Raw genomic sequence first — 23,105 nt, 5'->3', positions numbered from 1 at the left:
AAGCTGTGAGGTTAGTCATTCCTACAGGTACACTTCTACTACTATATGAATTTGCAGAAGTACTCGATGAAAATATGTATCGGCAATCTCGAGCTAATTTAAATAGCGATAATTTTCGGGCTGGTATGAGACAGGCAGCCACATTGAGGCAGTTTCGTGCATTCCTAAATGTGGGACCTGCTGGGACTGCACTGGGCATAGGGTTTGCAGCAGGTGCGCTGGGTTACTGTGCAAGTACGTGTTAACCGTAGACTTCGGAAAAAATGATGGGATTGAGGAAAAGGATTGTTAAGGGACTCTCAATTTTGTTTGGACTTTTGGGTTTGATCATAGGAGCCGGAGCTATTTGGTACGGACTTTATCCAGGGGTGTTAGCTGTGATTGGTGGCGCATATTTTCTCAACTATGCCTTTGCAGGCCGAGAATATCTGTTTTCTGGGCGTAGAAAAAAAAAGAGCCAGACTGATTGACTCCAGTGATGCGAGTTTCAATGTATGAATTGCTGATTAGTCCCTGTCAATTTGAAAATACAAAAACCTATCAATCAATTATTACTAGTCGGTTGATTCTATGCTGACCTGGGCCGGAAGGTCCATAATGAGCTGATCACGCACTATGTGGGCAGCGGTTTCGAAGCGATAAACTTGATGGGCCTCGGCTTCGATACGCATCGGCACTATATACGCGCCAATGGCCGTGTGGTGATGATACGGGAGGACATCAACGGGACCGTACAGCACCGATACGTGCATACGGACCACCTGGGAAGCGTGACCGCCCTGACGGAATTGGCTGCCAATCCGGTGGTGGAACGCTACAGCTATGACGCCTGGGGCCTGCGCCGCAATCCGGAAACCTGGGAGCAGGCCGCAATCACCAGCTTGGAGAAGCGCGGCTATACCGGGCATGAACACCTGGATGATGTCGGCATGATCCACATGAATGGCCGGGTCTACAGTCCCAGTTTGGGGCGTATGTTGAGCCCCGACCCGGTGACCCAGGCTCCCGAAAATGCGCAGAACTACAATCGCTATTCCTATGCGTTCAACAATCCGCTGACCTATACTGATCCGTCGGGATTCAGAAGCGACGACAGGAAAACCGTGTGCGTGGACGGGTGCTATCAATCCGGCGCTGGTCTGGAGGAGGTGGTCGTAACCGGTCAAAGACAATCTAATAGTGGGGTTCAGGGCAACCTTGCGGCCCTCTCTTTCGCCGGTAATGGCGGTGGAGGCAGCATCATTTCTCCCGGTTCAGCACCGGGGGATAATAGAGCACATAATGGGAACCCGATGGCTGAGGATGAGGGTGACAAGGATGAGGAGCTTAAGCCGGGGGAGTGTAATGAGACAACATGTCGAGCTTGGTTAAATAAGAGTAACGGGTTTGGTGTGTTAAGTAATTTAGTTAACGCTAATGGCCTTTTCTCTAGCGCAGCTTTACTGAATTTTATAAGCAGTGATGGGCGGCAGTGGAAAGGAAAGAATAGTAAATGGAATAGCATGAGCTGGGGAGGGAATCAGTGGACGGGAGCAAGAAGTGAATTCTTGCGTCGTGCGGCGAAAATCAAAGCAGCAGGACAAGGGTTTTTTGTCTTAGGTAAAAGTTTGAGTTTGTACGAAGGTGTAAAGGCCTTTTCTAACGGTGATTCATTTGGGGTGCTTCAATCTGCTATTAATATAGGGTGGGGGCTGTAGCTACGTTCGGGGGCTCTGCTGGCTTAGTTGGTGGGGCGGGTTACTTTGGTACAACGCTTTTATTAAATAATCCATCAGTTAGTGGGGCCACAGTTGCTCCTGTAATCCCCCAGAAAATAATCGAGATTTTGAGTAGAGGCTTTTATAATGATCGCAGAAGGAGCGATGCATGAAGAAGTCTCGATTTTCCGACAGCCAGATACTGGCGGTTTTGAAGCAGCACGAAGCGGGCGTTCCGGTCGCGGATCTGGCCCGCGAGCACAACGTCAGCACGGCACTGATCTATCAGTGGCGCGCAAAGTTTGGTGGGATGGACGCGCCGCTCATGAAGCGGTTGAAGGAGCTGGAAGCCGAGAATGCTCGCCTGAAGAAGATGTATGCCGAAGAGCGGATCAAGGCCGAATTGCGCCAGGAAGCCCTCGAGGGAAAGTTGTAAGGCCATCTCAACGCCGGGAGATGGCCAGGAAAGGCGTGGCCAAACATGGCATCAGTGTCCGGCTGGCGTGTGTGGTGTACGGCATTAGCGAGACCTGTTATCGCTATCAGGCAAAGCTGGATGGCGAGAATGCCCTGATTGCCGAATGGCTGCTAAAGCTGACGCAAACCCACAAGCGCTGGGGCTTCGGGCTGTGCTTCCTGTATCTGCGCAACGTGAAGGGCTACCCGTGGAATCACAAGCGGGTCTACCGCCTCTACCGACAGCTCGAGCTAAACCTGCGCATCAAGCCCAAGCGGCGGATCAAGCGGGATTATCCAGGCGAACTGGATGTTCCGACTGCGCCGAACCAGGTCTGGTCCATGGACTTCATGAGTGATCAGCTCGTCAGCGGCAAGAGCTTTCGCACGTTCAACGTGATTGACGATTACAACCGTGAAGGTCTGGGGATTGAAGTAGACTTGTCGTTACCTGCCTCACGCGTGATTCGCGCACTGGAACAGATCATTGAATGGCGTGGAAAGCCAGCGGCACTTCGCTGTGACAATGGGCCGGAATATATCTCGCAGTCGCTGGTAGCGTGGGCGAACAAGAACCGGATAACGCTGATCTATATCCAGCCGGGCAAGCCAACTCAGAATGCTTATGTGGAGCGTTTCAACCGGACCGCGCGACATGAATGGCTGGATCTGCATGAGTTCAGCAGCGTTGCCCATGCCCAGCTATTAGCGACACAGTGGCTATGGGAATACAATAACGAGCGACCCAATACAGCTATAGGAGGGATACCTCCGGCCCGGCTGCTACAGGCAGCATAACCCTCTACTCAAATGGGTGGTTAGAAATGGGGGATTACACTCCTATTACGGATGGCATGTGCTCTATTTCTGGAAACTGTTAGAGATTAAAATATGATTCGCGCGGTCTATGAATATATCTATTTTAATCTCTATCAGTGGAGCGTTAAAGTAAATGGGGATAAATACTATAACAACTACAGTGCTTCCCTAATGATGACTCTTGTCATGTGCATTAATCTCACAACACTAATCTCTATTTACCATGTGCTCACGGATTGGCCGATACCGGAAGGGCCTAGAGTGAAGGTGGCGATAGTGGTGGTTGTTATTTTGATGTCCTTAGCCAACTATAAATATTTTACTTATAAAGATCGTGGATTGAGGCTGGTAGAAAACTATAAAGTGATATCGGGAGGTCGTGACCGAACAGGTTATATTACTGGAGCATTGGTTTTTGGTTCCTTGGCGGTATTATTTCTAACTTGGTTTATTGGGATGCATTTTTCGTGATTCGTCTAGGCAGCAGAAAGAGCCAATCATCAGTGGCTGATCGAAACACCAGCTTGACCAGTTGTACCTTGATCGTTGCGGGACGCGTAGTGGCCAATCCGGCCGCTGGGTTCAGGCTGGCGGGATGGACATTTCGTGCAAATGCACTATAATCTGATAATTAGTGTAAGTGCACAAAGAGGCCACCATCGTGGAAGCCGCTATTCATTCACAGGACGATGCCCGCATCCTGGCAGATGCTGTGATATCTGCCGCGAGCAAGCTGGGGCTCGATAAGGAAGACGTAGGGCGGATCGTTGGTCGCAACCGCACCACAATCGGTCGAAACGGGATCTCCCCTGATTCCAAGGCCGGTGAGCTTGGCTTGCTTTTCATCCGTATCTACCGGTCGCTGTATGCTCTGATGGGGGGCGACCTGGAAAATATGCGGCACTTCATGCGTACCAAAAACACTATGACAGGGGGCATCCCCGCACAGCAGGTGATGAGCGTGCAGGGCCTTGTGCGGGTGTGCGATTTTCTGGATGCCATGCGGGGACGCGGGTGACACAGGCGCTGGAGTCGGTCAGCTTCACCCGCGAGCATGGTCTGCTCTACAGAATCGTAGAAAATCAGGAGTCGGTAGCGACCACGTCCATCACTCCCAGCCTGTCGGCCCAGTCGCGCCTGGAGGACATGATAGAGGGCTCAAAGCCCGCTCTGGAGGGGGCATGGCTTGCTTTGGCTATCTGCTGTCTACGCCATTCCGGTATCCTCCTTTGAAATACGGGAGCCGTTTCGGTTCCGCTTCGGAGCCGAGTTTATTCTATGGTTCACTCTGCGAAGCCACCTGTATCGCCGAGGCGGGTTTCTACCGCTTCATCTTCCACCAGAGTATGTCTACACCGCCCCCGAATCCGGTGCGAACTCAGCACAGCCTGTTCACTGTGGGTTTTCGTACGGCTAAAGGCGTCGATCTGTGCGAGTCGGTTTACGAGGTCGACCGAGACAAGATCATGGCGCCGGACGACTATGCGTTCACGCACAAGCTGGGCCGTTTTCTTCGGGAGCAGGGGGCGCAATGCTTGTTGTATCCGTCTGCTCGGGATCCAGAAAGGGGCACCAATGTGGCGATTTACACGCCAGAAGTGTTTGCCTCCAAAGAACCACGGTCTCTGGCACTTTGGCAGTCCGAGGTGGACGCGGCGATGGTGACATTCAGTGCAATGGGTGTAACCAAGGCCTACTGTTTCAACCGGGCTCAGTTTGCCGACGCAATGGGCCATCTTCCGTTTGCTGGATGACGAACTGGCTGCTGGCGTGATGAGCCTTTGCTGCAGCGATGTCGGACGGTTGGTAGCCGCCTGTTCCCGCTCCAGTTTCCTCGTCCGGCAGACTTTACCCTGAGGTGGAGCCTGTGATGGCGGGCAGACCGCGCGCTTATGCTTATCTGCGGTCCGGAGCCGGAAAGACTATCAGTTGTCGGCCAGCATGACGTCGCGCTGCCGGAAGCTGGCGAGAGCATCGTTGTAGGCATCGGCGGCGGTTTCGGCCAGATCTATCGCACGGTTGTGGGCCAGCGCGTGAAGTTGCGGACGGCATTCGAGGAAAGTCTCGATCCCGTTGACATAGTCGGCGACGGCACGCTGTGCCTCGCGCATCTCGGTGTAGGACGCGGACTTGCCATCGGGAACCGGTGGCGCTTCGCTGGGCATGACGGTGGGGCAGTCTGCCCAGCTGTTTACAGCAAGCAACAGGGCGGGAACGGCGAGTAATGATTTCATGGCGGTAACCTCATCGGCAGTGGTGGAAAAACACCGGGTCTGTTTGTTACCCGATGTGTTACTAATATTCACGCAAATGAGCCGCATTGCAAGTGGGTTTATGCGATTCATGAAAATTTAACATGTTGATATTAAAGTAATAAAAATCCCCGTCGCGTCAGTTTCGCACCATTATGTTACAGTCAGTAACTGTCGCAATCGCAGAATGTTGCGCAATGGTGCAAGCGCCCCCCGGGAGCGGCCAGGAGGGTCGATACCTGCCCTGTTATGATCAGCACTTGTGTTTTTCGTGCACCACTGCGTACGATGCCAAAAAGTGGCTTCACGGCTGTGGCCGGGAGGATTTATGCCGTATCGCGTCGAAACCGACAGCATGGGAGAGGTGAGGGTGCCGCGCGAGGCACTGTACGGTGCTCAGACCCAGCGCGCCGTGGACAATTTCACGATCGCTCCGCGGCCCATGCCACGCACCTTTCTGCGTGCGCTGGCGCGGCTGAAGGCCGCTGCGGCCAGTGCCAACAAGGCGGTGGGCGCGCTGGACTCCGCCACCGCGGATGCCGTTATCGATGCCGCCCAGGCGGTCGCCGGTGGCGCCCATGCGGACGCCTTCCCGGTGCCGGTATTCCAGACCGGCTCCGGTACCAGTACCAACATGAACATGAATGAGGTGCTGGCCCGGCTGGCCAGTCAGGCCAGCGGCATGGCCATTCACCCCAATGACCATGTCAACTGCAGCCAGAGCAGTAACGACGTGATTCCGTCCACCATCGCGGTGGCCGCAAGCCTGGGACTGCGCAGCGCGCTGTTGCCTGCGGTCGAGCAGTTGGAGACGGAACTGCGCCGCCGCGGTCGGGAGTTTGAAGACGTGGTGAAAACCGGACGCACTCACCTGATGGACGCGATGCCGGTCAGTCTGGGCTTCGAACTCTGTACCTGGGCGGAGCAGTTGCTGGAAGCGCGGCAACGTTGCGAGGATCTGCTGCCGCGGTTACAGGCACTGCCCATCGGGGGTTCCGCCGTCGGTACGGGAGTGAATGTCCCGTCTGGCTATGTCGCGGCCCTGCTGGCAGCGCTGAACGAGGCGACTGCCGGCGGCTTTGCCGCCGCGGCCATGCCTTCGACCCGGATGTCAGCCCAGGACGCCAGCGTGGAGTGTTCCGGCGGCCTGCGCGGCCTGGCACTGGTGCTGATCAAGATGAGCAACGATCTGCGCTGGATGGCCTCCGGACCGCTGGCCGGCCTCGGCGAGATCCAATTGCAGGCGCTGCAGCCAGGCTCCTCGATCATGCCGGGCAAGGTCAATCCGGTGCTGCCCGAGGCCGTGCTGATGGCGGCAACCGAAGTGCTGGGCAACGATGCCACCATCGCGCTGGCTGGCCAGTCCGGCAGTTTCCAGCTCAACGTGATGCTGCCGCTGATTGGCGACAAGTTGCTGGCCGGAATCGAACTGCTGACCGACAGCTGCAAGGCCCTGCAGCAATGCGTGGCCGGGCTGGAGCCTTGTCGGGAGCATGCGGCTGCCACCGTGGCGCGCAATCCCGTGTTGGTCACCGCGTTGAATCCGGTGATCGGCTACGAGGCCGCTGCCGCCATTGCCAAGCGCGCCTACGCGGAGCAGCGGCCGATCCTCGAGGTGGCGCTGGAGGACACCACGCTGTCGCGGGAACAGTTGGCTCAGCTGCTGGACCCACTGCGGCTGGCTCGCAACCCGGGCGAGCAATGATCCCTCGTCGGGCGCGTTGACTTTCCACGCCTGCGTCCTAACATGGGACGGTTCGCGATTTCCCTGATCCCGATGTGCTGCCGGAGTACGCCGATGTCCCGTCCCGCTCGCCCCGCCATTCGTCCCGCCATGGTTGCCCTGCTGTGTTCGCTGCTGCTCCTGTCATCGGCGGTCGCCCGGGCGCAGGATGCCGATGCGCGCCTGCGCGAACTGTATCAAAGCGAATATGCCTGGCGGCAGCAGGAACTGGCCCAGGTACGAGATGACGACGGCTGGCGCAGCGGCGGGCGGCTGCCGCGGGTGGATGCCGCCTCCCAGCAGCGGCGCCTGGCATACTGGGAGCAGAGCCTCGCAACCCTGGATCAGATCCCGCTGGAGGAACTGAGCGAGGAGGAGCGCATCAATGCCGCGGTCTTTCGCCGAATCGTGACCACGCTGGCCAACGATACCCACTACCGGACCTGGGAGGCGCCACTCAACTCCGACACGTTTTTCTGGGAGGGCCTGTATCCGCGAATGGGCGGTTTTGATTCGGAACAGGCCTATCGGGACTATATCGGCCGCCTGCAGGACCTGCCACGCTACTTCGCTGAACAGCAGGCCAACATGCGCGCCGGGCTGGCACGTGGTTACAGTGTGCCCGGGGTCACGCTGGAGGGACGGGAGCAGTCGCTGGAACCCTATCTGGCCACCGCTGAGGACAATCCCTTCTGGTCGCCGATGACGGCGATGCCGGCCGCGATCCCGGCGCCGCGCCGCGAGGCGCTGCAGGCCGAGGCCAGGCGGGCGATCGACGAAGCGGTAGTGCCGGCCTACCGCGAACTGCTTGCCTTCATGCGCGAGGAATATTTGCCGCGCACCCGCACCAGCCTGTCGGCGCGGGATCTGCCCGATGGCGCAGCCTTCTATCAATCCCAGATCGAGGGATTTACCACGCTGGAGCTGAGCGCGGAGGAAATTCATGCGTTGGGGCGTGAAGAAGTGGCGCGCATCCACGCGGAGATGGTCGCCACCAAGGAAGCCAGTGGCTTTGACGGGGATATGCCCGCATTCCTGGAATTTTTGCGCAACGATCCGCAATTTTATGCCAAGACCCCGCACGAACTGCTGGCCTTCTCTGCCTATGTGGCCAAGCGGGTGGACGGTGCGCTGGGCGATACACTCGGCTTCCTGCCGCGGCGGCGCTTCACCATTCTGCCGGTGCCGGATGCGATTGCGCCTTTCTATACCGGCGGCCGCGGCGGTCTGGAGAGCTGCCTGATGAACACCTGGAACCTGCCATCACGCCCGCTGTATACCCTGACCGCGCTGACCCTGCATGAATGCGCACCGGGGCATGCGTTGCAGGCGGCGATTGCGCGCGAGGCGCCGGGGGAGATTCCCGAGTTTCGCGCCAACAATTATTTTTCCGGCTATGGCGAGGGTTGGGGTCTGTACACGGAATGGCTGGGCGTGGAAATGGGCGTCTACGATACCCCCTACGAGCATTTCGGCCGCCTGTCCTATGAGATGTGGCGCGCGGCGCGGCTGGTCATCGATACCGGCTTGCACCACTACGGCTGGAGCCGGGAGCAGGCTCAGGCCTTCCTGCGCGAGCACACCGCGCTGTCGGAGCACGAACTGACCACCGAGATCGACCGCTATATTTCCTGGCCGGGGCAGGCACTGGCCTACAAACTGGGCGAGATGCTGATCCGGCGCAAGCGCGCTGAGGCTGAAGAGGCGCTGGGTCCGGATTTCGACAAACGCTACTTCCACGACCTGATCCTGGGCCTGCGTTCGGTGCCGTTGACCGTATTGGAAGAGCAACTGGACCACTGGGTCGCCGCCGGTGGACCCGATCCCTATGCGGAGTTCGACACCGGCTACTGACCGGCATCGAACCCCGACGGCCCTGCGCCGCCAGCCAGCCGGCTCGTGATCCTGGCCCTGTGCCGCCGACCGATCCGGACTCAGGCACTGCGCCGCCGACTGGCCCGTGATCCCAGGGCGTGGACCAATGGCGCTTGCTCAAGAAAATTTACCCTGTGACGAGGCTCTTCGGCCCGCTTTCATCGGATATTTTTGACGAAGCCCGCTTAACATAGGATGCGTTGACGAAGGAAACGCATCAAGCCCGAGCCCGTGATCATGGGGTGGGACGACGAAGCTCGGTTTACATAGGATGCGTTGACGAAGGAAACGCATCAAGCCCAAGGGACCGGTGCGTTTCCTTCGTCAACGCACCCTATGGGGGGAGCCGGTGCGTTTCCTTCGTCAACGCACCCTATGCAGGAAGAATGAGCGAGATGCAGGAAGATGAGCAAGGCTCGGGCCAGTGTCATCGGGGCGCGAACCGCTGGTCAGAGCGCCTGGCTCACCGCTGGTCAGAGAGCCTGGCTCAACTGGCGGATGGTGACGTTCAGGGTTTCGTCGTTGAGGCTGTAGTCCACCGGCACATCGATCAGGTGTACCGCGGGTTCTTCCAGGCAGGCCTTGACCAGCGGCATCAGTTCCTCGGTGGCCCCCACGCGCCAGCCCTTGGCGCCGTAGCTTTGGGCATAGGCGACGAAGTCGGGATTGCCGTAGTCCAGGCCGTAGTTGGCAAAATCCATGTGCGCCTGCTTCCACTTGATCATGCCGTAGGCATCGTCGCGCAGGATGATGACGACGATGTGCAGGCCCAGGCGCACCGCGGTTTCCATCTCCTGGCTGTTCATCATGAAGCCGCCGTCACCGCAGACCGAGATGACCGCTGCGTTCGGGAACACCATTTTCGCCGCCATCGCCGAGGGCAGGCCGGCGCCCATCGTCGCCAGCGCATTGTCCAGCAACAGGGAGTTGGGGAAAGCGGCGGGGTAGTTGCGGGCAAACCAGATCTTGTAGACGCCGTTGTCCAGGGTCACGATACCGTCGCGGGGCAGCGCCTGGCGGATGTCCTTGACCAGGCGCTCGGGCAGGATCGGGAAGCGGTCGTCATCCTCCAGCTCGCGCCGGTGTTTGGTATAGGCGGCGTGGACCTGATGGAAGAAGGAAAAGTCCCAGTGCGGCTGGCTGACGATGTGCTCCTTTATCTGCCAGATGCTGTTGGCGATATCGCCGACCACTTCCAGCTGCGGGAAGTAGACCGGGTCCACCGCGGCGGACTGGAAGTTGATATGGATAACCCTGGCGCTGTCCGGGTGCATGAAAAAGGGCGGCTTTTCCACCACGTCGTGGCCGATGTTCAGGATCAGGTCGGCTTTTTGCAGGGCACGGTGGATGAAGTCGCCATCGGACAGCGCGGTGTTGCCCAGAAACAGTTCGCCGTGCTCGTCCAGCACACCCTTGCCCATCTGGGTGGTGATGAAGGGGATGCCGGTCTTGTCGACAAACTCGCGCAGCATCTTGCAGGTCAGCTTGCGGTTGGCGCCGGCGCCGATCACCAGCACCGGGCTCTTTGCCTCCTGGATCATGTTGATCGCGGCGGTGATGGATTTGTACTCGGCGATCGGGCGGCGCACCGCGCTGGCCGGGATCAGCGGCGTGCTGGTGTCCTCCGCGGCGATGTCCTCCGGCAGCTCGATGTGCACCGCACCGGGCCGCTCTTCGTGGGCGAGACGGAAGGCCTCGCGGACCACCGACGGAATGCGGTCGCCGCTGACGATCTGGCAGGTGAATTTGGTGAGGGGGCGCATCATGCCGACCACGTCGATGATCTGGAAGCGGCCCTGTTTGCTGGTCTTGATCGGTTTCTGGCCGGTGATCATCAGCATCGGCATGGCGCCCAGCTGGGCATAGGCGGCCGGGGTCACCAGGTTGGTGGCACCCGGACCAAGCGTGGACAGACACACGCCTACCTTGCCGGTGAGGCGGCCATAGGTGGCGGCCATAAAGCCCGCGCCCTGCTCGTGACGGGTGAGCACCAGCTTGATGGATGAGTGACGGATCGATTCCAGCAAGTCCAGGTTTTCCTCTCCGGGAATGCCGAAGATGTACTCAACGCCCTCCGCTTCCAGCGCTTTTACCATCAGGTCCGATGCTTTCATCTGTGCTTCCTCTCATTGTTGTACCGCGGCCGTGCCTGGCCGTCGCTGTTGCGGTGTTCCGCTGACGAAGCTGACAGTAGCATTCGATCCGCTTGCTTGCCCCTTCCCGCCAGGCCAATATTACCCGGAAATGGCGGCCTTTGCAGGCAGGGCAGCATCGAATCGTGCTGCCAGCCGATTCCCTCGGCGGCGATAGCAGGGTATCGTGTACGCGCTGTGCTTGTCAGTGCCGCCCGGCAGCAGCGCGGGCAGGTCGCTCCAGGGCCGCACATTCACCGGTGAACCGGCAGACAACGAGGTCGTCATGTTTGCAGACCCACTCTTACTGGCACGTATCCAGTTTGCGGCCAATATCAGTTTCCATATCCTGTTCCCCGCCATCACCATCGGCCTGGCCTGGGTCCTGTTTTATTTTCGCTGGCGCTATAGCCGCAGCGGCGAGCAACAGTGGGAGCACGCCTATACCTTCTGGGTGAAAGTGTTTGCGCTGAGCTTTGCCATGGGCGTGGTATCGGGTCTGACCATGAGTTTCCAGTTCGGCACCAACTGGCCCGGCTTCATGGAACGGGCCGGCAACATCGCCGGGCCGCTGCTGGGTTACGAGGTCCTGACCGCGTTCTTTCTGGAAGCCTCGTTTCTCGGCATCATGTTGTTCGGCAAGGACAGGGTGTCCAACAGGATGCATCTCACCAGCACCTTCCTGGTGGCCTTTGGTACCACCCTGTCCGCGTTCTGGATACTGAGCCTGAACTCCTGGATGCAGACGCCTGCGGGCCACCGTATCGAGGATGGCATCATCATGGTGGAGAGCTGGTGGGAGGTCATTTTCAACCCCTCCTTTCCCTACCGCTTCCTGCACATGCTGGTCGCCTCCTTTCTCACAAGCGCTTTCCTGATCGCCGGTGTCAGTGCCTGGCGGGCCCGGCGCGGGGTGGACGGTCCCGGTACCTGGCGGGTGATGCGTACCGGCGTGACGATGGCGGCCTGGCTCATTCCGCTGCAGATCTTTCTCGGCGACCTGCACGGACTCAATACGTTGGAGCACCAGCCGGCCAAGGTTGCCGCCATGGAGGCGCTGTGGGAAACCCGGCGCGGCGCGCCCTTCCTCGTGGCGGGACTGCCGGACGAGGACTCGCGCAGCAACCGCTTCGCGCTGGAAGTCCCCAAGGCAGCCAGTCTGATCCTGACCCACGAGCCCGACGGTGAGGTGCGCGGACTCAACGATTTCGGCGCCGACCACCCGCCGGTGGCGATGGTGTTCTGGTCCTTTCGGGTGATGCTGGGGATCGGGGTGCTGATGCTGCTGGTGTCCTGGTACGCGGCCTGGCAGTTGCGCGGCGGCCGCCGTTGCGGCCCGGGCGTATTGCGCGCGCTGGCGTGGATGACCTTTTCCGGCTGGGTGGCAGTACTGGCTGGCTGGTATGTGACTGAAATCGGGCGCCAGCCCTGGATCGTCAGCGGTGTACTGCGGGTCGCGGATGTGGTGGCGGACCACAGCGCGGGAACGGTAGGCAGTACCCTGGCGGGCTATCTGCTGCTGTATGTTTTTTTGCTGGCGTCATATATCGGTGCGCTGCGCCAACTGGCGCTCAAGCCCGCGCGTTCGCTGGAAAACGCGCCGGTATTGCCGTTCAAGGAGGCCTGAGATGGAATACTGGTTGCCGGTTGTCTACATGGCGGTGATGGGGCTGGCGCTGCTGATCTATGTGATCCTGGACGGTTATGACCTCGGCGTGGGCATGCTGTTGCCGCTGGGGAACGAGGCGGAAAAGGATCTCATGGTAGCCTCCATCGGACCATTCTGGGATGCGAACGAAACCTGGATCGTGCTGGGGGTCGGTGTGCTGCTGATCGCCTTCCCGGTCGCCCACGGGATAGTGCTGACCCACCTGTACCTGCCGGTGACGATCATGCTGATGGCCCTGATCCTGCGCGGGGTGGCCTTCGACCTGCGGGTCAAGGCGGGCGATCACCGCAAACAGTTGTGGAACCGGGCCTTTTTTGCCGGTTCGCTGATCGCATCGGTGGCGCAGGGCTGGATGCTGGGAGCCTATGTCACGGGGCTGGAGGTGTCGCCCCGGGGGCTGCTGTTTGCAGCGCTGATCGGCCTGACGCTGCCGGCCCTGTATCTGGTACTGGGCTGTGGCTGGCTGCTGATCAAGACCGAGGGTGAACTGCTGGACAGGGTGATTGTCTGGGCGCAGCGGGCGATATGGCCCATGGGGCTGGGCCTGTTGCTGGTGTCCATTGCCACCCCGCTGGTCAGCAGCAGTATCGCCGCCAAGTGGTTCAGTTTTCCCAATGCGCTGCTGCTGGCGCCGGTGCCGCTGCTGAGCGCACTGTGTTTCGGGGCCAATGTGCTGTTGTTGCGGCAGAGCAAGGAGCGCATCCGTGCCCGGGGCTGGCTACTCTATGCCGCCACCGTGTCGATCTGCCTGCTGGCCACGCTGGGCCTGGCCTACAGTGTGTTCCCGGACGTGATCATAGGCCGCATGACCATATGGGAGGCGGCAGCCTCAGTGGATTCGCTGTTGTTTACGCTTGTCGGAGTGCTGATTACGCTGCCGATGATCCTGTTCTATACCGTCTATGTCTATCGCGTATTCCACGGCAAGGCCACGGCACTGTCCTACGAATGACGGAGCCTGCCTTGAACGGGCTGAAGCGCTACCTGCCGATACTGGACTGGGGACGGCGCTACGATCGTCAGGCCCTGGCCAGCGACGGCCTGGCTGCGGTGATTGTCACAATGCTGCTGATTCCCCAGTCGCTGGCCTATGCGATGCTGGCCGGACTGCCGGCGGAAATGGGCCTGTTTGCCAGCATGTTGCCGCTGGTGGCCTATGCGATCTTCGGCACCAGCAGTACCTTGTCGGTGGGGCCAGTGGCAGTCGTGTCGCTGATGACTGCCTCGGCGGTGGGTCAGATCGCCCAGCCGGGCAGCAGCGCCTATATCGAGGCGGCGGTGCTGCTGGCGCTGATGTCCGGGGGAATGCTGCTGCTGTTTGGCCTGCTGCGGATGGGTTTCCTGGCCAATTTCCTGTCTCACCCGGTGATCGCCGGTTTCATTACTGCCTCCGGCGTCATCATTGCGGTCAACCAGGTCGGGCATGTGCTGGGCGTCAGGGCCGGCGGTGATAATCTGCTGGATCTGTTGCTGAGCCTCGCAGGCCAGGCCACGGCGCTGCATCTGCCCACCGTGCTGCTGGGAGGGGCGACGCTGTTGTTTCTGTTGTGGGTGCGCAGCGGCCTGAAACCGCTGCTGCTGTGGCTGGGCATGCCGGACTTCGGGGCTGACCTGCTGACCCGTACCGGGCCGGTGCTGGCTGTGATAGGCACCACTGTGATCGCCTGGTGGCTGGACCTGGGAGCGCGTGGGGTTGCGCTGGTCGGTCAGGTTGACAGCGGCATGCCGGAGTTCGTGGTGCCGGCGCTGCTGCATCCGGCGTGGCGCGAGTTGCTGGTGTCGGCGCTGCTGATCTCCATTATCGGCTTTGTTGAATCCGTGTCCGTGGGCCATACCCTGGCCGCCCGGCGCCGCCAGCGGATCGTGCCCGACCAGGAGTTGATCGGGCTGGGGGCCTCCAACATCGCGGCGGCCTTTTCCGGCGGTTTTCCGGTAACCGGGGGCTTCGCCCGCTCCATCGTCAACTTCGATGCCGGCGCGGCCACACCGGCTGCGGGCATAATCGCAGCCGCCGGCATTGCGCTGGCGGCGCTGTTTTTCACGCCTTTTCTGGCCTATCTGCCCAATGCCACCCTGGCGGCCACAATCATTGTCGCAGTGCTCTCGCTGGTGGATTTTTCTATCCTCAAGCGGACCTGGGACTACGGCCTGTCGGATTTTATTGCCGTGGCGATAACCATTGGTGTCACCCTGGGGCTGGGGGTGGAAATCGGGGTTGCCTGTGGCGTGCTGGTGTCCCTGGCGTTGCACCTGTACAAGACCTCCCGCCCGCATATGGCGGTGGTGGGCGAGGTGCCGGGCACCGAGCACTACCGCAACGTCGAGCGCCACGAAGTGATCACCCGCAGCGACATCATGTCGCTGCGGATCGACGAAAGCCTGTATTTTGCCAACGCCAGTTTCGTGGAGTCGCGCCTCTATGCGCTGCTCGAGGAGCGGCCCGAGACGCGGCATGTAATCCTGATGTGCACCGCGGTGAATGAGATTGACCTGAGTGCCCTGGAGGCGCTGGAGTCCATCAACCGGCAATTGCGGGAACGCGATATCAGCTTGCACCTGTCGGAGGTCAAGGGGCCGGTGATGGACGTGCTGCGCCATACCCATTTTCTGGAGGATCTCAGCGGCAAGGTCTTCATGTCCCAGCATCACGCCGTCAAGCACGTGATGACGGTGGAGGACGAGGCCCGCGGCGGGCAGCCCCACAACTGGGAAATCTAGATCTTCGTGCCGGGCAATCAGCCCGGTGGGGTCTCTATACCTTGGTGCTCAGCCGGCATGAAACTGCAATGTTGCCGGATTGTCCATGGCCCCCGCCGATTCCTGTGGCATACTATGTCGGGCGAACAATAAATCGAGCCCGGTAGCGCGTACTGTACGCGCTGCAGGTTGAACGTGAATCCCGTGAGCAGGCACGGGCAGGATACTCTGGGGGAGAATCATTTCAGGATGAACATCTATCGCTTACTCGGGCTCGGTCTGGTCGGGCTCGCGGGGGGGTTTACGGCTGCCGCCAATGCCGCCACTGTCGCGGTAGGACGCGACCAGAGCCTCGAATTCGGTGATCCGGCGATTGTCAGGGTCGAGGTGCTGGCCTCGGAGAATGTGAGCCCTGGCGACCCGGGCGCGCTGCTAACGGGGTTCAGTGGCCAGGGCGCCTGCCTGGTGTATGTGTTCGAGGACAGCGCGACGCTCAATCAGGAGGTGCGGCTGGCCCTGTTCGACGGCAACGACAATATCCTGGGCCTGCCGATTGTCACTATCACCAACACTTACCACAACAGCGTCGACCCGGCCTGCGGTACCGTCCAGCCCCCAACACCGCGCCGGTCGCGGCCAACGATGTGTTCGGGGAAAACTATGCGGGCCAGAACGTGCTGGCCAATGACAGCGATGCCGATGGCGACAGTCTCACTGCGGTGCTGGTCGGTTCCCCCCAGAACGGCAGCCTGGTACTCAACGCCAGCGGCAGCTTCAGCTATACGCCGAACGAGGGCTTTGCCGGCGAGGACTCATTTACCTACAGGGCCTCTGACGGCCAGGCGCAGAGCAACGTGGCCACGGTGACGCTGACTGTAGCGGAACCCGAAAACCGCGCTCCCCAGGCCGTCGCGGATGACTTCGGCAGCGACTTCGCGGGCGCCAATGTGTTGGCCAACGACAGTGATCCCGACGGCGACAGCCTCACCGCGATTCTGGTCAACAGCACCAGTAACGGCAGCCTGCAGCTCAATGCCGACGGCAGCTTCTCCTATACGCCCAATACCGGTTATGTGGGCCCGGACTCATTCAGTTACCGCGCCTCGGACGGCGAGTTGAACAGCGACGTGGTTACGGTGAACCTCTCGGTGCCCACCCCGGGCCGGGTGCGCCGCCGATCGCGGTGGACGATGATTTCGGCGGCGACTACACCAATGGCAACCTGCTGGACAACGACCTGTATGCCAACCCCGGTCAACTGGAAGCGGTCAAGGTGTCAGACCCCGAAGGCGGCGAGCTGGAGCTGAATGCCGATGGCAGTTTTGTCTACCGGCCATTTGCCGGCTTCTCCGGCACTGACAGCTTCACCTACCTGGTGCGCGCTGCCGATGGTCTGGAGTCCAATATCGCCACCGTGACTCTGGCAGTGGACGCCGATGAAACCGGCGACGACGGCGTGACCGGCAAGGAAGATGCCGACGGCACCAGTGTGGTGGCGGATGCCACGCCGAATGAATTGCGCCTGTCGCGGCGGATCGACAGCATCTGTACCCGGCTGCAGCCCGGCGATGAAGCCCAGCAGGACCTGCTGGAGCTGTGCACCAGCCTGCGCCAGCAGGGCACGACGGCGGAGCAGGCGCTGGCGGCGCTGAAGGCGATTACGCCGGAAGAGCTGGCGGCGATCGGCAAGGCAGTGCGGGTGCTGTCCTTCTCCCGTTTTCGCAGTATCGGTGGCCGCATGTCGAGAGTACGCGGGGGCTCGCGGGGTGTCAGCCTCGCCGGTCTGAACCTGAATTACGGCAACAGCACGGTCTCGGGCCAGGAGCTGGAGCGCATGCTGGATGAGAGTCTGGGCGCCATGGGCATCGGCGCCAGTGGCGACGAGATGTTGGCGACCAGCCGGCTGGGTCTGTTTGTGCGCGGCGATCTCAGCTTCGGTGACCAGGACACCACCGCGCTGGAATCCGGCTTCGATTTTGACGCCCAGACCCTGACCCTGGGAGCCGACTACCGGCTCACCGACAACGCCTTCGTCGGCGCCTCGGTCTCGGTGGGCCAGGCCGAAGTCAATTTCGACCAGGATTCGGGTGAAACCCGCACCGACAACTATTCGCTGGCACTCTATGGCAGCCTGTATTCAGGTAATGGCTATGTGGACGGCATCTTCAGTTACGGCTGGTCCGATATCGATACAGAGCGCAGAATCCTCTACGAGGACTATGCCAGCACGGTCGACCGCGTGGCCACCGGCTCTACCGATGGTTCAGAGTACTATGTCAGTGTCAACGCGGGCTATACCTGGAGCCGGGGATCGCTCAAGCTCGATCCCCTGATACGTTTTTTCTACCTCGATGGCGAGGTCGACGGCTTTACCGAGACCGGCGCCCAGGGCCTCGACCTCGTTGTCGGCGATCAGAGTGTGCAGTCCATGAGCCTGACCGCCAGTGGCCAGGTCAGTTACAGCTTTCTGCCCAGCTGGGGGGTGGTGACGCCCTATCTGCGGCTCGAGTATACCCGCGAACTGGAAGACAGCGCCGATGGCGTCCGCTATCGCTTCGCCAACGATCCCTTTGCCGACGAGGTGGCGGAGGAGATACTGCAAATCCAGGTCGATGATCCCGATACCACATACATGGTCTATGGCGCCGGCGTCGCTGCCCAGTTCGCCTACGGCTTGAGCGGCTTTGTCTCCTATCAGGCGCTGGGCAGTTACGATGGCCTGAGTGGGGAGATCGTTTCATTCGGCATGCGCTGGGAAGCATCATTCTGAGAGCGCAGGCTGTGACGCAGCCCGCGCGATCGATACACACTATTTGCTTGGGGTAGGGATATGGCATCTTTAAAACTGTCTGACGCAGCCTTCGGGACTCTCGGGTTGACCATTTCGGAGAATCTGGATCTGGCCCAGATCTCCCAGGACCTGTCGGAGCTGCTGGGTGTGCCCTACCAGATCGACAGTCTGGACCTGTCCGAAGTAACCCGCACCGGGCTGAGCCTGACCGGCTCGGGACTGCCCGACAGTGCCATTTCCGTGGGCAACCTGAACAGCTACCAGCCGGTGGACGCAATCGCGCTGAATGGCTTTGCCATCCTGCAACTGACCGAAGCCACGATAGCCAGCGACGGCGTGATCTATGACATCACGGACGGCGAGCTGTTTGCTGCCCAGTCGGAGACCTTCCTGAGCTACGACAGCGTGATGGGTACCTTTGATTTCTCCGCTACCGGCACCGCCGCGCTGGATATCCTGGTCGGCTCAGTGGCGCCTTTCGATGCACCCGGTGGTGATTTTCCCTACTCCGGCTACCGCATCATCGGCAACGCCGGCGACAATATTTTCTACGGCAACAGCAATTTCGATCCCAGCTATGCCGGTAGCAACAGTTACTTTGCCGGGGCCGGCGACGATGTCTTCGTCGGGGCCCTGGATACGGCCCGCGTCGAGGGTGGCGAGGGTGCCGACATCCTCCTGGGCGGGACCGGCGAAGACGAACTCTACGGCCATCTGCGCGATGCGCCAGCGGGGGATCCGGACGCTCCTTATGTCTACGTTGCCGACGGTGACCTGCTGTTCGGCGGCGACGGCTTCGACTACGTCGATGGCGGCGTGGGCAACGACCATATCTACGCGAGCGCGGGGCGCGATACCCTGGTGGGCGGCGAGGGGCGCGACCGCTTCTACTTCGCCGACAACTACGATATACCCACCGGCCTTGCGCTGGAGATCCTGCCGTATACCGGCCCCGACGTGTCCAATGAGAACGACTCCGGCCCGGATATCGTGGAGGACTTCAATGCCGCCCAGGACCTGCTGGTGTTCCCGGTATACGACACCAACATCGATCTGCAATTCGCGTCCATGTTCAGCTTCTTCGACACCGTCGACGAGTTCGACCAGCCGGTCGTCAATTTCGAGATCTCCGACCAGTCCGAGAACCTGCAGGCCCGCTATGTGGTGGAGGACGGGACCGATGCGATGGGGCTCGAAAACCTGCTGGTCCAGGTGGAGCAGAGCAGTGACTTCACGGACGGCCTGCTGGACCTGACGGTGGAGGATTTGAATACCGAGACCAATGTGCCGCTGTCGTTCGAGGTGGTCTACCGTTCTCCCGGGCAGTCCCAGGGTGGCAATTACGATATTTTTTCAGGCCTTGATGTCGATGCGGTTGTCCCGGATAGCCTGCTGGGCGGCCAGGACAAGTTCAACCTGATCGATCTGGGCATCACCGACTATCTGCTGGACCCCGGCTCCACCGGGGTGGGTGATCCCGGCAGTCGGGTGCCGGTGCAGGACATTCTGTTCACCTTCGTGGGTCTGGAGGGCTTTACCTACGAGACACTGGGTGAAGGGCAGGACAGCGTCGCCGAGGATTTCTTCTTCGATGCCGGGTCCGAAGCTTTTCGTGGCCTGCGGGTGGAATACCGGCCCTTCGATCCCCAGCAGGAAGGTCAGGATGCCATCGCGGTCTACGTGGACGCCGACGGTGACGGCGACTTCCGCGCCACCAGTGATCTCGCCTTTACCGTGTTTGGCCTGTCCGGCGATTTCGCCCCCGGCGAACTGACCGCTGCGGACCTCTATGATGACCCGCTGGCCGACGGCTCGGGCACCGGTATCTTCCTGTTTGAAGAGCGCCAGTACGACCTGTGGTTCAACGACGTGGGGTGATGGCTATCGCTGCGGGTGAATACCGGCCGCCAGGGTCTTCCCCGTGACCGCTTCCGGGCAACACGGGGAGCTCTACCGGGCGCTTGCGGGCTGCCGCTCCTCGCTGCTGGCGGTGGCGCTGTTCAGCTGCGGTATCAATCTGCTGCTGCTGGCCCCGGCCATCTACATGTTGCAGGTGTACGACCGCGTCATCACCAGCGGCAGCATCCCCACGCTGCTCATGCTCACGCTGGTTGTCCTGCTGATGTTCCTCACCATAGGCGCCCTGGAGTGGGTGCGCGGCCAGATTCTGCTGCGCCTGGGCCTGCGTCTGCAACTGCTGCTGGACCAGCGGGTATTTGGCCTGTCCTTCCGCGAGGCGCTGTATACCGGCGGTAAGGCCGCCCAGGGCCAGGCACTGACCGATCTGGCCGGGCTGCGCCAGTACATTGCCGGCTCTGGCCCGGTGGCGCTGTTTGACGCGCCCTGGCTGCCGGTCTATCTGCTGGTGCTGTATCTGTTGCATCCGCTGTTCGGCCTGGTGGCGCTGGTGTCCGCGGCCGTGCTGCTGGGCCTGGCCCTGCTCAACGCCAACCTGAGCCGGGCGCCGTTGCAGGAAGCGGGCGCGGCCTCGCTGGACAGCAACGCTTTTGTGGTGAAGAACCTGCGCAATGCCGAGGTGGTGGAGTCCATGGGCATGCTGGCGGATGTGCGCCGGCACTGGCAGCAGTTGCACTATCGGGTACTGGCCAGCCAGACCCGGGCTTCGGCCCGCGCCGGCCTGCTGGCGTCGGTGTCGCGGGTATTCCGGCTGGCGGTGCAGTCCCTGATCCTGGGCCTGGGAGCCTGGCTGGTGATCGACCAGCGCATCACCCCGGGCGTCATGATCGCCGGTTCGATCCTGCTGGGACGGGCGCTGGCGCCGGTGGACATGGTGATCGGCAGCTGGCGCCAGTGGGTGCAGGCGCGGCTGCACTATCAGCGGCTGCAGGAGTTGCTGAGCCGGATTCCCGAACGCCGGCAGCGCATGTCCCTGCCGGCACCAAAGGGTCTGGTGGCAGCGGAAAACGTGTCGCTGGCGCCGCCGGGGCAGCGCTTTCTGGTGGTGCGCAATGCCAGCTTCCGGATTGAACCGGGCGAGGCGGTAGCGCTGATCGGCCCCAGCGCCTCCGGCAAGACCTCGCTGGCGCGGGCGATCCTGGGCATCTGGCCGACCACCACAGGCAGCATGCGGCTGGACGGGGCGGAGATTTTCAGCTGGGATCGCGCCGAGCTGGGCCCGCATGTCGGCTACCTGCCCCAGGATGTGGAGCTGTTTGACGGCAGCGTCAGTGCCAATATCGCCCGCTTCGGCGAGATCGATCCGGCCAGGGTGGTGGCCGCGGCCAAACTGGCCAGCGTACACGATGCCATCCTGCGGCTGCCCCAGGGCTATGACATGGAAATCGGCGACGCGGGCAGCGCGCTGTCGGCCGGTCAGCGCCAGCGGCTGGCGCTGGCGCGGGCGCTGTACGGGAACCCTCAGCTGATCGTGCTGGATGAGCCCAATTCCAACCTCGACGATGAGGGCGAGCACGCCCTGATCAATGCGCTGCGCGCAGAGAAGCAGCGCGGCGCGACGATCATCGTGATCTCCCATCGCAACACAATCCTCGCTGCGGTGGACAAGTTGCTGGTGCTGAAGGAGGGCCGGGTGGTGCTGTACGGGCCCAAAGCAGAGGTCCTGGCCAAAATGGATACACAGCGCAGCGCTGCGCTGGCGCGCAGGCAGGCCGCCGGCTCCGGGACGACGAGCGGATGACGGCGGCCGCCCAACTGCCACCCGACGCCAGCGATCTGCGTTACCGCTGGATCGGAGCCGTGATCGTGTTGCTCACCTTTGTGGTCTTCGGCGGCTGGGCTGCGCTGGCGCCGCTGGAAAGCGCGGCGCTGGCACCTGGCGTGGTCACGGTCAAGGACTACCGCAAGACCCTGCAGCACCTGGAGGGCGGGATCGTCGAGGAAATCCTGGTCGCCGAAGGTGCCCATGTCAGCCAGGGTGAGCCACTGGTACGGCTGGACACGACCCAGCTGGCGGCGGAGCGCACGGTGCTGCGCGGCCAGTACGTGAGCCTGAAGGCCTTGGAGGCGCGCCTGCTGGCGGAACGGGACGATCTGGACGCCGTGGTGTATCCGCTGGAACTGACCGGGCTGAGTGACACCCGGGTGGATGCGGCCATCGCCAGCCAGGACGCCGTGTTTCGTGCCAGGCGGGAGGCCAGCGCGGGGGAACGGGAGGTGCTGGAGCAGCGCATCGACCAGCTCAGTGCCCAGAACGAGGGCATAGGCGCGGTGCGCGACAGCAATGGCCGCCTGCTGGAGTCCTACGCGGTGGAGATTCGGGACCTGCGGCGCCTGCAGGAACAGGGCTTTACCGGCAAACAACGCCTCACCGAGATGGAACGGGAGCAGGCCAGCCTGGTGGGCGAAAATGCCGAGGCCCTGTCGAGAATTGCCGGCAACGAGATCCGCATCGGCGAAACCCGGCTGCAGATCATCCAGCTGGACCTGAATCGTCACCGGGAAATTGTCGACGAGCTGGAGGAGGTCCAGGCAAAACTGTATGATTTCGGGGAGCGGCTGCGGGCGATAGAAGACCGGATTGCCCGCTCTGTGATTCGCGCTCCGGTGAGCGGCGTGGTACTCGGTCTGGCCGTGCACACGGTGGGCGGTGTGATCGGGCCCGGCACCTCGCTGATGGATATCGTGCCGGAGCAGCAACAACTGGTGATCGACGCGGAGATCGCCCCGGGCGACATCGACCGGGTCCAGGCCGGCGACAGCGCCCGGATCCGCTTCAGCGCCTTCAAGGGTGCTACCACGCTGGTGGCCCAGGGCTCCATTCTCAATATCTCGGCCGATCGCCTGCTGCGGGAGGCTACCGGCACGCCCTACTACCTGGCCCAGGTCGAGGTCGACCCGGCCAGCCTGGCCCGCATGCCACAGATGCGGTTGGTCCCCGGCATGCCGGCGGAAGTATTGATCAACACCGGCAGCCGCACGTTGTTGCAGTATCTGTTGCAGCCCGCCAGCAATGTGATGGCGCGCTCCTTTATCGAGGACTAGGCACTGGACCGCTTCAGGGCTGGCTGAATCCG

16 protein-coding genes and 1 pseudogene are annotated in these 23,105 nt (G+C 61.3%); 15 read left to right on the top strand and 2 right to left on the bottom strand.

The window, feature by feature from the left end:
* Nucleotides 1-770: 770 nt before the first annotated feature.
* From G3T16_RS04525 to G3T16_RS04505, 5 genes are all read left to right on the top strand, one after another.
* Nucleotides 771-1,697, top strand: coding sequence for an RHS repeat domain-containing protein (locus tag G3T16_RS04525; RefSeq protein ID WP_163494009.1), 927 nt, complete (start codon nucleotides 771-773; stop codon nucleotides 1,695-1,697).
* Nucleotides 1,698-1,866: 169 nt separating this feature from the next.
* Nucleotides 1,867-2,951 (top strand): IS3 family transposase gene (locus G3T16_RS04520; RefSeq protein ID WP_163494008.1). Its coding sequence is split into 2 segments (ribosomal slippage): nucleotides 1,867-2,128 and nucleotides 2,128-2,951, totalling 1,086 coding nucleotides; the frame shifts between segments, so codons are not numbered across the junction.
* A gap of 93 nt (nucleotides 2,952-3,044) precedes the next feature.
* A complete protein-coding gene (locus G3T16_RS04515) occupies nucleotides 3,045-3,443 on the top strand; it encodes a hypothetical protein (RefSeq protein ID WP_163494007.1) in 399 nt (132 codons plus the stop codon).
* A 190-nt stretch (nucleotides 3,444-3,633) separates the two neighbouring features.
* The gene (locus tag G3T16_RS04510; protein ID WP_232059266.1) at nucleotides 3,634-3,990 is read left to right on the top strand and encodes an MbcA/ParS/Xre antitoxin family protein; all 357 of its coding nucleotides are present in this window, start codon (nucleotides 3,634-3,636) and stop codon (nucleotides 3,988-3,990) included.
* Nucleotides 3,991-4,153: 163 nt separating this feature from the next.
* Complete coding sequence (locus tag G3T16_RS04505) at nucleotides 4,154-4,726, top strand: RES family NAD+ phosphorylase (protein ID WP_163494006.1); 573 nt, start codon at nucleotides 4,154-4,156, stop codon at nucleotides 4,724-4,726.
* 171 nt (nucleotides 4,727-4,897) lie between these two features.
* Here G3T16_RS04505 and G3T16_RS04500 read toward each other — a convergent pair whose 3' ends face one another.
* Nucleotides 4,898-5,206, bottom strand: coding sequence for a hypothetical protein (locus tag G3T16_RS04500; RefSeq protein ID WP_163494005.1), 309 nt, complete (start codon nucleotides 5,204-5,206; stop codon nucleotides 4,898-4,900).
* A 346-nt stretch (nucleotides 5,207-5,552) separates the two neighbouring features.
* Here G3T16_RS04500 and G3T16_RS04495 point away from each other — a divergent pair, with 346 nt between their 5' ends.
* Together G3T16_RS04495 and G3T16_RS04490 are read left to right on the top strand one after the other, a co-directional pair.
* Nucleotides 5,553-6,929, top strand: a complete 1,377-nt coding sequence (locus G3T16_RS04495; protein ID WP_163494004.1) for a class II fumarate hydratase — start codon at nucleotides 5,553-5,555, stop codon at nucleotides 6,927-6,929.
* A 93-nt stretch (nucleotides 6,930-7,022) separates the two neighbouring features.
* Nucleotides 7,023-8,801: a DUF885 domain-containing protein gene (locus G3T16_RS04490; RefSeq protein ID WP_232059265.1), complete on the top strand. Its 1,779-nt coding sequence runs from the start codon at nucleotides 7,023-7,025 to the stop codon at nucleotides 8,799-8,801.
* 494 nt (nucleotides 8,802-9,295) lie between these two features.
* Here the strand turns inward: G3T16_RS04490 and G3T16_RS04485 are convergent, their stop codons facing one another.
* On the bottom strand, nucleotides 9,296-10,936 hold the full coding sequence (locus tag G3T16_RS04485; RefSeq protein ID WP_163494003.1) for an acetolactate synthase large subunit: 1,641 nt from the start codon (nucleotides 10,934-10,936) through the stop codon (nucleotides 9,296-9,298).
* A 304-nt stretch (nucleotides 10,937-11,240) separates the two neighbouring features.
* Here G3T16_RS04485 and G3T16_RS04480 point away from each other — a divergent pair, with 304 nt between their 5' ends.
* The 8 genes and pseudogenes from G3T16_RS04480 (at nucleotide 11,241) to G3T16_RS04445 (ending at nucleotide 23,073) form a co-directional block, all read left to right on the top strand.
* The gene (locus tag G3T16_RS04480) at nucleotides 11,241-12,581 is read left to right on the top strand and encodes a cytochrome ubiquinol oxidase subunit I (RefSeq protein ID WP_163496965.1); all 1,341 of its coding nucleotides are present in this window, start codon (nucleotides 11,241-11,243) and stop codon (nucleotides 12,579-12,581) included.
* Nucleotide 12,582: 1 nt separating this feature from the next.
* Nucleotides 12,583-13,575: a cytochrome d ubiquinol oxidase subunit II gene (locus G3T16_RS04475; protein WP_163494002.1), complete on the top strand. Its 993-nt coding sequence runs from the start codon at nucleotides 12,583-12,585 to the stop codon at nucleotides 13,573-13,575.
* Between the two features lie 11 nt (nucleotides 13,576-13,586).
* Entirely contained in the window at nucleotides 13,587-15,341 is a 1,755-nt protein-coding gene (locus tag G3T16_RS04470) for a SulP family inorganic anion transporter (protein ID WP_332102863.1), read from the top strand.
* Nucleotides 15,342-15,778: 437 nt separating this feature from the next.
* Nucleotides 15,779-16,459: pseudogene (locus G3T16_RS21665) on the top strand (cadherin-like domain-containing protein); the annotation flags it as partial.
* A 44-nt stretch (nucleotides 16,460-16,503) separates the two neighbouring features.
* Nucleotides 16,504-18,090 (top strand): autotransporter domain-containing protein, encoded by a 1,587-nt coding sequence (locus G3T16_RS20940; protein WP_197911899.1) that lies wholly within the window; start codon nucleotides 16,504-16,506, stop codon nucleotides 18,088-18,090.
* 60 nt (nucleotides 18,091-18,150) lie between these two features.
* The gene (locus tag G3T16_RS04455; RefSeq protein WP_163493999.1) at nucleotides 18,151-19,989 is read left to right on the top strand and encodes a calcium-binding protein; all 1,839 of its coding nucleotides are present in this window, start codon (nucleotides 18,151-18,153) and stop codon (nucleotides 19,987-19,989) included.
* Between the two features lie 43 nt (nucleotides 19,990-20,032).
* On the top strand, nucleotides 20,033-21,769 hold the full coding sequence (locus tag G3T16_RS04450) for a type I secretion system permease/ATPase (RefSeq protein ID WP_163493998.1): 1,737 nt from the start codon (nucleotides 20,033-20,035) through the stop codon (nucleotides 21,767-21,769).
* Nucleotides 21,766-23,073, top strand: a complete 1,308-nt coding sequence (locus G3T16_RS04445; protein ID WP_163493997.1) for an HlyD family type I secretion periplasmic adaptor subunit — start codon at nucleotides 21,766-21,768, stop codon at nucleotides 23,071-23,073. Before G3T16_RS04450 ends, G3T16_RS04445 begins: the two co-directional genes overlap by 4 nt.
* Nucleotides 23,074-23,105: the final 32 nt, after the last annotated feature.

The sequence above is a fragment of the Kineobactrum salinum genome (assembly GCF_010669285.1).
Classification (GTDB): Bacteria; Pseudomonadota; Gammaproteobacteria; order Pseudomonadales; family Halieaceae; genus Kineobactrum; species Kineobactrum salinum.
This window is presented reverse-complemented; position numbering and strand designations above follow the sequence as displayed.